This is a genomic window from Prochlorococcus sp. MIT 1342 (genome assembly GCF_047304495.1).
In the GTDB taxonomy this organism is placed as follows: Bacteria; Cyanobacteriota; Cyanobacteriia; order PCC-6307; family Cyanobiaceae; genus Prochlorococcus; species Prochlorococcus marinus_D.
The window spans coordinates 182289-194949 of record NZ_CP138957.1 but is presented as its reverse complement, the minus strand read 5'-3'; the positions used below and the strand labels follow the sequence as shown (position 1 = coordinate 194949).

The 12661-nt window shown below is 53.5% G+C and carries 12 protein-coding genes; 11 read left to right on the top strand and 1 reads right to left on the bottom strand.

Annotation, left to right across the window (positions count from 1 at the left end; genetic code table 11):
- Window positions 1-12 precede the first annotated feature (12 nt).
- From SIB79_RS00920 to SIB79_RS00905, 4 genes are all read left to right on the top strand, one after another.
- Window positions 13-357 (top strand): hypothetical protein, encoded by a 345-nt coding sequence (locus SIB79_RS00920; protein ID WP_413681125.1) that lies wholly within the window; start codon window positions 13-15, stop codon window positions 355-357.
- 45 nt (window positions 358-402) lie between these two features.
- The gene (purB, locus tag SIB79_RS00915; protein ID WP_063403565.1) at window positions 403-1698 is read left to right on the top strand and encodes an adenylosuccinate lyase; all 1296 of its coding nucleotides are present in this window, start codon (window positions 403-405) and stop codon (window positions 1696-1698) included.
- A gap of 158 nt (window positions 1699-1856) precedes the next feature.
- Window positions 1857-3254, top strand: coding sequence for a class II fumarate hydratase (gene fumC / locus SIB79_RS00910; RefSeq protein ID WP_063403788.1), 1398 nt, complete (start codon window positions 1857-1859; stop codon window positions 3252-3254).
- Between the two features lie 7 nt (window positions 3255-3261).
- A complete protein-coding gene (locus SIB79_RS00905; protein ID WP_236072624.1) occupies window positions 3262-4617 on the top strand; it encodes an MFS transporter in 1356 nt (451 codons plus the stop codon).
- A gap of 23 nt (window positions 4618-4640) precedes the next feature.
- Here the strand turns inward: SIB79_RS00905 and SIB79_RS00900 are convergent, their stop codons facing one another.
- Entirely contained in the window at window positions 4641-7415 is a 2775-nt protein-coding gene (locus tag SIB79_RS00900; RefSeq protein WP_063403786.1) for a DEAD/DEAH box helicase, read from the bottom strand.
- A gap of 131 nt (window positions 7416-7546) precedes the next feature.
- Here SIB79_RS00900 and SIB79_RS00895 point away from each other — a divergent pair, with 131 nt between their 5' ends.
- From SIB79_RS00895 to SIB79_RS00865, 7 genes are all read left to right on the top strand, one after another.
- Window positions 7547-8689 (top strand): aminotransferase class I/II-fold pyridoxal phosphate-dependent enzyme, encoded by a 1143-nt coding sequence (locus tag SIB79_RS00895; RefSeq protein WP_063403564.1) that lies wholly within the window; start codon window positions 7547-7549, stop codon window positions 8687-8689.
- Complete coding sequence (locus SIB79_RS00890; RefSeq protein WP_063403563.1) at window positions 8686-9402, top strand: alpha/beta hydrolase; 717 nt, start codon at window positions 8686-8688, stop codon at window positions 9400-9402. Before SIB79_RS00895 ends, SIB79_RS00890 begins: the two co-directional genes overlap by 4 nt.
- Entirely contained in the window at window positions 9399-10154 is a 756-nt protein-coding gene (locus tag SIB79_RS00885; protein ID WP_063403785.1) for a methyltransferase domain-containing protein, read from the top strand. The genes SIB79_RS00890 and SIB79_RS00885 overlap by 4 nt, the downstream gene beginning before the upstream one ends.
- On the top strand, window positions 10121-10819 hold the full coding sequence (bioD, locus tag SIB79_RS00880; RefSeq protein ID WP_236072622.1) for a dethiobiotin synthase: 699 nt from the start codon (window positions 10121-10123) through the stop codon (window positions 10817-10819). Before SIB79_RS00885 ends, bioD begins: the two co-directional genes overlap by 34 nt.
- Window positions 10816-10971, top strand: coding sequence for a hypothetical protein (locus SIB79_RS00875; protein ID WP_196757606.1), 156 nt, complete (start codon window positions 10816-10818; stop codon window positions 10969-10971). The genes bioD and SIB79_RS00875 overlap by 4 nt, the downstream gene beginning before the upstream one ends.
- Before the next feature lie 455 nt (window positions 10972-11426).
- On the top strand, window positions 11427-11720 hold the full coding sequence (locus SIB79_RS00870; protein ID WP_155724635.1) for a hypothetical protein: 294 nt from the start codon (window positions 11427-11429) through the stop codon (window positions 11718-11720).
- A 156-nt stretch (window positions 11721-11876) separates the two neighbouring features.
- The gene (locus tag SIB79_RS00865) at window positions 11877-12257 is read left to right on the top strand and encodes a hypothetical protein (protein WP_155724634.1); all 381 of its coding nucleotides are present in this window, start codon (window positions 11877-11879) and stop codon (window positions 12255-12257) included.
- Window positions 12258-12661 lie beyond the last annotated feature (404 nt).

Below are 12661 nucleotides of genomic sequence, written 5' to 3'. Positions count from 1 at the left end.
ATAAAAGCAGACTTGAAAACGAAACAAAAACCTCTTAACTACCGCAAAAAGCGAAAGCTTCCGAGAAGATCACCGCAACTCGCCCGCAAGGACGTGTCTCAAGGCCAACCTCCACAACCCATAGCTCTCCATCGGTACCAAAGCCGCAGCAATCACCATGTTGTTCCTCAAAAGCAACTCGCCACAGTGCTGGAGCTACTTCCGCCGGGCAGCTTTGTGACCCTTGAAAATCAACCCAACGATCTACCGCCATTCCAATTGATCCAATGCAAAGGTGGCCGTTGCTGGGTACGGCAACAGGCCTGGGGGCAACATGTTCATTGGGAAGTTGAACACCGCCGACTCAAGTCAGCCTGAATCCAAAGACTTAAGTTCAAGAATCAACCGCCCATCTGTGAGCCCTTGATCGAGCGCTACACACTGCCCGAAATGGGCGAGATTTGGACCGAAAGGGCCAAGTATCAAAGCTGGCTAGATGTAGAGATCGCCGCTTGTGAGGCCAACTGTCAACTGGGGAAGATCCCAGCGGCTGAAATGCAGCAGATTCGTGAACGCGCAACCTTCGACCCACAGCGCATCTTGGAGATTGAGGCAGAGGTTCGCCACGACGTCATCGCCTTCCTGACCAACGTTAATGAACACGTAGGAGATGCCGGCCGCTACATCCACGTCGGCATGACCAGCAGCGATGTGCTGGATACGGGTCTGGCCCTGCAGTTAAAAAACTCTGTGGCATTGCTACAACAAGAACTGGGCAGCCTTCAAGAGGCGATCCGCAGCTTGGCAGTGAAGCACAAGGGCACAGTCATGATCGGCCGCTCCCATGCCATCCATGGCGAACCCATCACCTTCGGTTTCAAACTGGCCGGTTGGCTAGCAGAAACAATGCGCAATGCCGAGCGACTGGAAAGGCTGGAGAGGGATGTGGCTGTAGGCCAGATCAGTGGCGCCATGGGCACCTACGCCAATACCGATCCAAAGGTTGAGCAGCTCACATGCGAGCGCCTTTGCCTCATCCCAGACACCGCTAGTACCCAGGTCATCTCTCGCGATCGTCATGCGGACTATGTACAGACCCTGGCATTAGTGGGGGCGTCTCTAGATCGATTCGCGACAGAGATCCGCAACTTGCAGCGAACCGATGTACTGGAAGTGGAGGAGAGCTTTGCTAAAGGACAAAAGGGAAGTTCGGCGATGCCACATAAACGCAACCCGATTCGGGCTGAGCGGATTAGTGGTCTTGCAAGGGTCCTACGCAGCTATGTCGTCGCAGCACTCGAAAACGTGGCCCTCTGGCATGAGCGTGATATCAGTCACAGCTCCACTGAGCGAATGATGCTGCCGGATTGCTCCGTCACACTCCACTTCATGTTGCGAGAGATGACCCAAGTCGTGCAGGGCCTTGGTATCTACCCAGCAAACATGCGTCGCAACATGAATATCTATGGCGGCGTGGTGTTCAGTCAGCGGGTGCTATTGGCGCTTGTTGAGAACGGCATGAGCAGAGAAGATGCCTACAGTGTTGTCCAGCGCAACGCCCATGCTGCGTGGAATACCGAAGGGGGTAACTTCCGCGCCAATCTTGAGGCCGATCCTGAAGTATCGACCCTTCTCAATGCCAAGGCGCTAGCCGAATGCTTCAGCACAGAGCTACACCAAGCCAACCTGGACGTGATCTGGCAACGACTCGGACTCTGAATCCGATGTTCTGGACGTCTAAACCGATTGGAATGGTTCGAGTCGTTTAAGTCTCGCCAGACTTTTTAGCATCATTGAATGGGTTCTACCGCGCTCTCAAACCCCACAAAACAAGTGAAGGTCAATGTGATCTGCTTCTACCCCTTGCCGACAACATGATGGCTGACCTGATGCGTATCGAACACGACAGCATGGGCACTGTTGAGGTGCCCGCTGGGGTTCTCTGGGGTGCACAAACCCAGCGATCGCTCATTAACTTCGCCATCAGCACAGACCGCATGCCAGTCGAACTGATCCATGCATTGGCATTAATCAAACAGGCTGCCGCCAGCGTGAACTGTCGCCTGGGTGTGCTCGATGAAATCCAGCGGGATCAAATTATCAAGGCCGCCTCTGCTGTTGCATCCGGTCTTCACGACGATCAGTTTCCACTGAGGGTGTGGCAGACCGGTAGCGGTACCCACACAAACATGAATGTCAACGAGGTAATTAGCAACCTGGCGTCTCAGGCAAACGACGAACCCCTAGGTAGCCATAGGCCGGTGCATCCAAACGATCATGTCAATCGATCCCAGTCCACCAATGACGCCTTCCCTACAGCTATACATATCGCCGCAGTCCAGGGGATCACCAAAAACTTGCTGCCTGAACTGGAGCGATTGATCGCAGCCTTTGCCCGAAAAAGCGATGCCTGGAGTGACATCATCAAAATCGGTCGCACTCATCTACAGGATGCCGTACCTCTCACCCTTGGTCAGGAGGCCTCTGCGTGGCGGGATCAAATTGCCTCAGCCCATAGTCGTATTCAGTCAAGCCTGATAGAGCTCTACCCCCTGCCGCTTGGAGGCACCGCCGTGGGGACTGGCCTCAACGCCCCAGCTCGCTTCGGTCAAGAAACAGCTGCGCAACTTGCCAGCATCACAGGCCTGCCATTCAGCTCAGCGAAAAACAAGTTCGCCGTGATGGCGAGCCATGACGGGTTAGTGAATGCAATGGCTCAGTTGCGCATGTTGGCGGTTGCCCTATTCAAGATCTCCAATGATCTGCGCCTACTGGCCTGTGGTCCAAGGGCCGGCCTGGCAGAGCTGCATCTACCTGAGAATGAGCCGGGAAGCTCGATCATGCCTGGGAAAGTCAACCCCTCTCAATGCGAGGCCATGGCCATGGTCTGTTTACAGGTCATCGGGCTTGATTCAGCCGTGACCATGGCAGGAGGGAGTGGTCATCTCCAAATGAACGTCTACAAACCCCTGATTGGCTTCAACCTGCTTCACAGCATTGAATTGCTACATGACGCCTGCCGCAATTACCGGCTGGCAATGGTGCAAGGGATTCAACCAAACCGAATCAAGATCCAGCATGATCTAGAGCAATCGCTGATGCTAGTGACAGCTTTAGCCCCAGAAATCGGTTACGACAAAGCCAGTGAGATTGCCCACCTCGCCCATGAGAAGGGATTCAGCCTGCGTGAAGCAGCACTAAAACTCGGCTATGTGAGCAAAGAAGACTTCGATCGCATTGTTAATCCGGCATTGATGACATCTGCTCGGCTGTGACCCCCCGATGACATCAAATTCTGGCGAATCAAGAAGCATCCAGAGCCAGAGTTCCGCACAGCAACGAATCAGCAATCTTCATGGTCAAGCCCAGCGCGCCCGCCGGGGTTGGCGACCCTGGATGCTCTTTCTAGTTTGCTCCCTTTTCTATTTCTACGAGTTCTTCGCACGAGTCGCACCAGGCGTCCTACAACCCGAATTGATGCGGGTCACCGGCTCGAGCCAAGGAGAGTTTGGTCTCGCCATGGGAATGTATTTTCTCGCATACGCTCCTTCACAGCTTCTTGTAGGCCGCCTTCTCGATCGCTTCGGAGTCCGTGCCGTCGTTGCCCCAGCGGCACTTGTCGTAGCCCTGGGTTGTCTGCTCTTTGCCAGCACCAACAATGTGGTGGTGCTGGGACTAGGGCGCTTGATGCAGGGATTGGGCAGTTCAGTTGCTTATCTCGGCGTCATCTATCTCGCCATGATCTGGTTCCCGCCAAAACGCCATGGGATGGTCCCGGGTTTAACCGTAGCGATGGGCACTCTGGGCGCATCTTTCGCTCAATACCCACTTCTGATTCTGACGAAGTCATGGGGTTGGCGCGTCCCTTTGCTGGTTTGTACAGGGGCGGGTCTGATCATCGCTCTCATGCTGTGGAAACTCCTACCCAAGCGCCCCAATTGGTTCGTGGAGTTGATGCGAGAAGACGGGTTTGATCCAAAGAGTCCGCAGCCACTCGCGAGTCTGATCAAGGAAATCATGCGCGACCGGAATATCTGGTGTCTTTCTCTCGCCGCAGCAGGTTTATATCTCCCGATTTCAGTGATTGGCGATCTTTGGGGAGTGACCTTCCTGAACATCCACTCAGGTTTGTCGTCAGGGCTATCGAGTTTGCTCACCACTCTCATCTTCATTGGTTTCGCCGCCGGAGGAATTGCAACTGGGCACTTATCCGATCGCTTGAAGCGCCGCAAGATTCTTTTTGTCACTGGAGCAATCTTGTCGTCCGTGATCGCCGTTGCGATTGCCTTGACGAACTCAGCCCCGCTTTGGTTGACCGCGATGTTGATGATCGCGCTCGGATTGACAACAGGTTCCCAGCTGCTGGCTTTCGTGATGACGGCCGACGTGGCAAAACGTCATAACCGTGCGGTCAAACTAGCTTTCGTGAACTTCGTTGTCATGGTGCTGCCAGTCTTCATTCAGCCCGCTGTTGGCTTCCTTGCTCAAGCAGGGGTTGCTAAGGGCTTGGTCCCATCCCCGGGCCAGGAGCTCCAAGGCTATGGTCTCGTTGTGGTGCTGATGTTCATATCAACAGGGCTCTCCCTCTGCGTGAAAGATACGAAACCGCGCAAGGAGAAATTTGTCATGGCCCACTAACTAACCAACCAGAACTCGCCTGATCAAGCCACCCGCTCTGTAGCAGGATTGAGTTCTTCGTCAACTGCAGCCGCATTTAACAGATCCTCTGCCTCACACACAGGGAAGCGATTGATCGCTTTCAGTGCCAAACGTGCATTACGACGCAACTGCTCACTGATCGCCTCGCAGTAAGGCACCTGTGCGAGCAGGTCCACCGTGCGGCGGAGGATCCGCACGACATCGCCCTCATCCAGTGACGTATTAGCAATCAGATCACACCAGGCTGTACCACGGGCCCAGGCATCGACCAAACCCATCAGCTCAGGCTCCCACCAAGCGGGAACAACCACTTGGCAGCGCTCCTGTGCCCGCAAGAGCTCTCGGCGAATACCTGCTAGATCATGGAGGGCCTCCTCCGCACTCGCCGGTGGTGGGTAGCCACTCCAAAGATCAGGACGATTGACCTCCGTGCTGATCGCCTCGAACACCGCCGCCAGATTGGCAGGGTGCAAGTCATCCAAATGGCCACTCATCAATGAAAGGCCCAGCCAAAGTTCGTTGTCGCCCCGCATCGCCGCCACAGTGCGTCCAATCTCCGTGGGTTCCAAATCATCAAGACAACCAAAGTGCTGCAAGATCTCGATCAAACTCAAAAAGGTCTCCCAATGACTGTTGGCCCTCTGGTGCAGCAACTGCTGACGTTCGCAGATCTCAAGCTCAAGCTCCTCCATACGACGGCGATGTTTCTTGAGCTGTTTGCGATCCCCCCAACGATGAGCCGGTTGCTGCTCTAACTCTTCCTCAAGACCACGAACCCGCTGCGCCTGGGCCAACACCTCACCGGCCAGGTCGTACTGGGGAGTCGTCATGTCGTGACGCTTGGCCATATGGGCGACAGCAAGAGCAAGACTTCCACTGTGCTGATCCCCATGGCGAAGTTCGCCAGAGCGCTGCAGATCCGGCTCATTCATTTCAGTCACTTGCAAGCAGCTCAATTCCGCATGCAGACTGACAACCGCCGGACAGGGCAGCAGTAGCCAAACGTTCTCATCGGTTAGGCAAAGCAGAAGCGGAAACTGACCTGGGCCCTCAAGCTTGTCGACGATCACAGCTGGAGTGACACGTCCCCGCAACTGGGGAGCCTTCAGGCTCACCAACGTGCCAACACTGGCAAACTGCAAAGCCAGGGTGAGCTCATTGGCCAAGGTCTCCTCAGCCTGTTGCTGCAAAATCCGCAACAAACGCCGCTCCTCACGCAATCGACTGCGTCGCTTTTCATAATCCTCAAAGTCTTGCCAGGGAACATCACCAGCAACTCCCTGCAGTTGCCCCAGCTGTAGCCGCAGTTGTTCCAGCGATTCCTCCTCGTAAACCAAATCCAGGCTGGCTAAATAGCGACCAAAACTGCGTTCTACAAGTTCCCTTGCCTTCTTGAGGTCATGGCGCTGCAACAAGTTCAGCACCATGCCGTAGCTAGGGGTGAACTGACTCACAAGAGGATCTGCTGGGCTGGTGGCCAGCTGGCCTGCCTCACGCACGCCCTCGAAACGACTTTGCACTGTGACCACATAACCCTGAGAATCCAACCCGCGCCGCCCGGCACGGCCCGCCATCTGTAAAAATTCACTTCCCATCAGTGGTCGGTGGCCACGCTCAGTGCGCTTCGACAACGCTGAAATCACAGTGCTACGTGCCGGCATGTTGATCCCTGCCGCAAGCGTTTCAGTAGCAAACACCACCTTCACAAGCCCCTGCTGAAACAACTCCTCGATCAGTTCCTTCCACGCAGGCAGCACACCAGCATGATGAGCAGCAATGCCCCGCAGCAGGGCATCAGCATGGATGCCATCACGAACAGCCTCTGGATTGGTCTCGCTATAGGTTCGAAGACGCTGGCGAATCTGCTCTTGCTGAGTCGGTGAGACCAGACACTGAGAGCCAAGATCCTTAACGGATTTATCACAACCACGACGGCTGAAGATGAAATAAATCGCCGGCAACATTTCGCGCTCCGCCATCTGCGCAATTACAAATTTGATGGGCGGTGGTTCTGGCTGAGGGGGCTTAGGGGAACGCCCCTTGCGCTTGTGCCCCTTAGGAGCACGCCACACCTTGCTGTTGGGATGAAGTCCTGTGCCCGCATCGTTGAGCAAAGGATGCAATCCCTTAGCACTGCAGAAGCTGAACTGCAGTGGTACCGGCCGATAATCGCTGAACACCAACTGTGTAGGGCCATGCACCCGCTCAATCCAGTCGGTGAGCTGTCCAGCATTGGCCACCGTTGCAGAAAGCGCCACCAATTGCACAGACGCTGGACAGTGAATGATCGACTCTTCCCACACCGTGCCCCGTTGAGAATCATTCATGTAGTGGCACTCATCGAGCACCACCGCTTCCACGTCAGCCAAAGGATCGTCAGCCTGGTCTGCTTCCGCATAAAGCATGTTGCGGAAGATCTCGGTGGTCATCACCACAATCGAAGCCTCACGATTGACGCTCAGATCACCGGTCATCAACCCCACATTCTGCGAACCAAACTGTTCACGGAAATCGCGCAACTTCTGATTTGAAAGAGCCTTCAGGGGCGTGGTGTAAAAAACCTTCTGCCCATGGGCAATCGCCCTATGGATGGCATATTCGCCCACCAATGTCTTACCGGATCCCGTAGGAGCACTAACAACCACAGAATGTCCATGGTTAAGTGCGGCAATGGCCTCAAGCTGGAATTCATCCAGCGGAAAAGAAAAGATCGCAAATGGATCCGGTTCAAGCTTGGCGACGTCGGGAGCAGTCGTGACGTGCGCCACTGAACTCATGGTTTCAATCCTAAAGAGCCCTGCAATCCACTTCTGGCCATCGTTGGCATTGGCCCCAGCCAGCATGCCAACAAGGCAAAATCAAGCCAAAGAAGCCATCCTGAACTGCGCAGGGCTTGCAGACTGGACCCATGCAAAGCCAGCCCACATCACGTCGCCGCCAGCTGCGCACCTGGCGGCCAGGGCCAGGGCCAGCTGAGTTCAAACCAGTGTCACCTCAGGGGAAATCAAAACCTCTACTAGATCTGGCAAGCAACGATTACCTAGGCCTATGTCGGCATCCTGATCTGATCGAAGCCGCCGAAGCGGCCTTGCATTCAGAAGGTGTTGGAGCAGGTGGATCCAGGCTAGTCACTGGTAGCCGGCCAGTGCATGTTGCACTGGAAGAAGCACTCGCCGACTGGCTAGGTCGCGAGCGGGTCTTACTTTTCCCAAGCGGGTTCCAAGCAAACCTGGCCGCAGTGATCGCACTGGCCAACCGCAATACCCCAGTACTGGCTGATCGCCTAGCTCACCATTCTCTATTGATGGGTGTCAAAGCAAGTGGCGCCAGGCTGCAGCGTTATGGCCACAATGACCTGGAAGACCTTGAGCGGCGCCTCAAGCTCTGCCGGCATCATCAACCGCATCAACGGCCGCTTGTAGTCACCGAAAGCCTATTCAGCATGGAGGGCACCAGTCCACCGCTCTCAACAATGGCCGAACTCTGCGAAGTGCATGGTGCCAAGCTGCTCGTGGATGAAGCCCATGCCCTGGGTGTCATCGGTCCTCAAGGGCGAGGTCTTTGCCATGGGCTCTCTGCACCAGTTTCAATCATCAGCGGCACCTTCGGGAAAGCATTCGGTAGCGGTGGTGCCTTCCTGGCTGGTGATTGCGCCATGGGCGATCACCTTCTGCAAACCAGTGGCGCCTTTCGTTACACCACAGCACTGGCACCGCCTTTAGCAGCGGCAGCTCTCACTGCCCTAAACCTGATCCAATCTCACCCTCAATGGGGCAAGCAACTGAAAGAGCGTGCCGAGCAATGGCGTGGTCAATTGACAGCTAGAGGATGGGCTCGCCCGCCTGGATATGGACCCATCCTCTCTCTGGTGATCGGTTCCGACCAACAAGCTCTGAATCGCCAAAGTCAACTCGAGGAAGCCGGCATCCTTAGCGTGGCCATCCGTCCTCCCACTGTTCCAGAAGGCACGGCGCGCCTTCGGCTTGTGCTGCGCAGGGGGCTTCCCGATGAGACATTGGAACGGCTAATGAGCGCCCTTGAAACTGGATGAAAGAGGTAATCGCCATGCACGGATGGTGTGGCGATAGCAACACCTGGCAGCTTTGGGCCCGCCATTTTCAAGCCGATGGCTGGTTGTGGCAAAGCCAAGAACAGGGCTACGCAACACTGCCGCCGCTTCAACCCCAATGGAATAACGCTCCTGAACCACAACCAGAACAAAGGCGGGTGGTGGTTGGCCATTCTTTAGGCCCACACCTGCTCGCCAGCGAAGTGCTTGCGCAGGCCACCGATCTGGTGCTGCTGGCAAGCTTCGGGGGTTTCTTGCCCAAAGGGCCAGCAAACCGTGCCCTACGCACTGGCCTAAAGGGCATGCAAGAACGCCTCGGCACAGCAACTGAAAGCGCCATGCTCCACACTTTCCTAGCGAGGGCCGCCCAGCCAATGCCCGTTAGCGCCTTGCCAGCGGGACCCATCCAGCAAGGCCTCTCAGTAAACGGCCGCAAGCAACTGCAGGCGGATCTCGAGTTACTCATCAAAACTGATGGTTTACCAGCAGGACTTCCTGCCAAGGCCAGGGTGCTGGTGGTGGAAGCGACGCAAGACGCAATCGTGGCCCCCGCTGCACGAATCGCCTTGAAAGAAGCCCTGCTCAACCATCTACAAACCCCCCCTTGCCATTGGATCTTGCCTGAAGCGGGGCATGCCTTGCTGATACCCGGACTCATTGAACGCGTGCACAAGTGGCTGGAGTCAGCCCCTTGAGCAATCGCTGGTCAAAACAAGTGTTGAGCAACTTTGAGCAAGCTGCAAGCACTTACAACAGCCAGGCGCAATTACAGCGTGCCGTTGCCTGGAGGCTCGCCAGACAGTGTGCTCTGCAGCCCATTCCAGCAGGGTTCTGGGTAGACCTCGGTTCAGGTACAGGGCTAATGGCAGATGCTCTGGAGGCCTGCAATCCCCACCAAGCTGTCCTCCGCGTGGATGGCTGTCCCGAGATGCTGAAACATCATCACCACTCCAGCCAAACATTGCTGTGGGATCTCAATCTGGGCGTTCCCTCATGGCCCCAACTACCTAGTTTGCTGGCCTCGAGTTTTGCCCTTCACTGGCTGATTAACCCTTTAGAACGACTACATGAATGGATGGCCGCTCTCACTCCTGAAGGCTGGCTGGCATTGGCTCTGCCAGTCGAGGGAAGCTTCCCCCAGTGGCACCAAGCAGCAGCAACAGCAGGCGTGAGCTGCACAGCTCTGCCATTCCCCTCCCAAGCGTCATTGCTTGATGTGCTGTCCAGCAATAACATCCGCCATCAAAAGCTACACCAGTTCACCCAACAGAGTCCTGAAGTCTTTCAGCTCTTGAAACCAATGCGCCAAATTGGTGCCCAGGCCAGCCCTTGCCCAACCATGGGGGTTGGCAACTGGCGCCATCTCAAACAAGCCTGGCCACGTTGCCAGAACAGTGGAGATGCACAACTCACATGGCTGATCCAACTGCTTTTAATCCAGCGATGACTGAGGCAACGACTCCTCTAATCGTCTGCGGCACAGACACCAACGTCGGCAAGACCGTGGTGAGTGCATTGCTAGTGCAAGGATTAGTTGCCACCTACTGGAAGCCAATACAGAGCGGCCTTGAGGAAGACGGTGGAGACCGCAATAGGGTTTGTCGGCTCCTTAATCTTCCCGCCGAACGTTGGCACCCAGAGGTCTATAACCTCCAGGCCGCAGTATCACCCCACTGGGCCGCAGAACAAGAGAACTGCTACATCAACCCCGATCAACTTGTATTGCCTGATGTATCTGGTCCTGTAGTGATCGAAACTGCTGGCGGCCTAATGGTGCCACTCAACCGTCAATGGCTACAACTCGATCAACTTGTGCGTTGGCAACTACCGCTAATCCTCGTTGCACGCAGTGGCCTAGGTACCCTCAACCACACCCTGCTCAGCCTTGAAGCACTGCGCTTACGCAATCTGAAGGTCTTAGGTTTAGTGCTCAATGGTCCACCCCACCCCGACAATCCAAAAACCCTGGAACAATTTGGTGGTGTTCCAGTCATCGCTCAGTTGCCTCACTTACCCAATCTCACGGCGGCAACACTCGCAGAGCAGTGGCATCTGCAAGACCTGAGCCTTACCTTCAAACGGCTACTGAAATCCTGGAGTCAAATTCAATGAACAAGCGTCAGTCATGGGCCACCGTTGGAGTTGTTCTTCTCTGTGGAGGAATCCTTGTGCTATTCACCGACATAGAAGTCGGCATTGTGCGCTGGGTCAACTGCGGCCCCCTCGCTACAGAAGGGGAACAACAAAGCGAGGTCTGCCGCTGAATCAACCCCATCTCATCAATGCAACAACCTGAAGCAAGCCAAAGGGATGGATGAATTGAATTCAAACGCAAAAATCTCCGCATCTACAACGACAAGCCTTAGCGAATTCAGATTCCTTCTTGCTGAGTCAGCACATGTCCAAACGTGTCCTAAAAGCGATAAAACCAAATCAGCAGAATAGATCAACTACAAAGCAAATCATAATTATCTACAGCAGAATGGCTCCAATACCTTTCACGATATCATAAAAAGAAGCTTGAGGAAAGCCTTGCAATAGCTTAAAGAGCAAGCAAAATAAAACATAGCTACCAAAGCTGCTCATTCTACAAAGGCAACTCACGCTGCGGTGCTTTTTAATGCTTGATTTAGATAAAAGCTAGGCTTGATCTGAAATTATTTTTTCTAGTAATTTTAATGATGATTTGCTAATCTTTAAAAGGTCGGATCTAAAGCCAATGAAAGTACTATTTACGCTTGTTACAACCGCAGCTGCGACGACGCTCCCCATTTCTGTCGAAGCCAGTCCAGGAATGCCCAAAGGCTTTGAAACTGTTGATTATCTCTGGAGGCAATACAATAATTCATGCAAACAGGGAGAGACGAACGACTGTGAATTAAGAGATCATTTTGAACAGTTTATAAAAAATAATTATCCCAATGCGGTGCCTGCATATTGCCCGACAGGCATTGAAAGAGACTGGTTTGAGACTGGTCGAGATGGCATGCGCCTAGGATGTCAAATGCTATAATTAGGCTAATACATTTACCTATATAGGTATTGCTAAACTTTTCATAGATGATAAACACTATGGCTAACCCAAGCGAAGCCAACAAAGATATCAACTTGTCAGAATGCTTGGACGAATCAAAGCAACCATTAAACGATATTAGCTTGGACGGTGTTGATGATCGTTTCAAGTTACAACAGCATAAATCCAAGCCAACTCAAGTTCCTGCAAACGATGATTAAATCTCTTAGTCTAATAATTACAGCGTCTGCAGTTCTTGTTAATCCTTTAGCTGCTGTAGCTGAAGTTAAGCCTATGACACCTACAAAATACCAAGTCGCAGCATGTAAAAGCATTCTGGAACACCTGCTTTTGAGGCCAGCATCTTTGCAAGTTTTAGTCTATGAACCAAGCGATGGATACATTCTAATTGATTATAAAGCCAAGAACATGGAAGGTAATTTCATCCAAGAACGTGCATTCTGTGAAATAACTAACAGGGCCACAGTGTCAATGATGACTGCTAATAGAAGATATTCATCGCACCTTAATTATTAGTCTCAATGCAACTACCTGCCTGCTTATTACTTCTAACATTGCTCACATGACTACCTTCAATCGCTGAAGAGGAACAAAAGAAACCAAAGAAGCAACCAGAACTAACACCAGTTTTACGGGCTATGTTCTCAAGTCCACGTAATCGAGATGTAAGGGTTCATGATGGCTGGTCATATTATGGGCATCCTGCTGCTGACAACGGGAACCCATGTCCTAACAGGCGAGCCTGTTAATACTGAGCTTAGATAAAAGCCAGGCATGTGATTTGGTAACCAACCAATCCTCACGTTATTTAACCAGTCCAGCATCTCCTTTCTTTGCTTTCTGAGTTCTGCTAACGAAGGCTTGCCAGGTGTAGTCGGAGTGGCTTTTCAATAGGGAGCCTCCAATCGGCTAGCTACTTT

Excerpts from the sequence above, each read along its gene's own strand:
- SIB79_RS00900 (WP_063403786.1), bottom strand. The coding sequence starts at position 7,415 with ATGAGTTCAGTGGCGCACGTCACGACTGCTCCCGACGTCGCCAAGCTT.
- SIB79_RS00875 (WP_196757606.1), top strand. The coding sequence starts at position 10,816 with ATGAACAAGCGTCAGTCATGGGCCACCGTTGGAGTTGTTCTTCTCTGT.
- fumC (WP_063403788.1), top strand. The coding sequence starts at position 1,857 with ATGGCTGACCTGATGCGTATCGAACACGACAGCATGGGCACTGTTGAG.
- SIB79_RS00870 (WP_155724635.1), top strand. The coding sequence starts at position 11,427 with ATGAAAGTACTATTTACGCTTGTTACAACCGCAGCTGCGACGACGCTC.
- SIB79_RS00890 (WP_063403563.1), top strand. The coding sequence starts at position 8,686 with ATGAAAGAGGTAATCGCCATGCACGGATGGTGTGGCGATAGCAACACC.
- SIB79_RS00905 (WP_236072624.1), top strand. The coding sequence starts at position 3,262 with ATGACATCAAATTCTGGCGAATCAAGAAGCATCCAGAGCCAGAGTTCC.
- SIB79_RS00895 (WP_063403564.1), top strand. The coding sequence starts at position 7,547 with ATGCAAAGCCAGCCCACATCACGTCGCCGCCAGCTGCGCACCTGGCGG.
- bioD (WP_236072622.1), top strand. The coding sequence starts at position 10,121 with ATGGCTGATCCAACTGCTTTTAATCCAGCGATGACTGAGGCAACGACT.
- SIB79_RS00865 (WP_155724634.1), top strand. The coding sequence starts at position 11,877 with ATGATCGTTTCAAGTTACAACAGCATAAATCCAAGCCAACTCAAGTTC.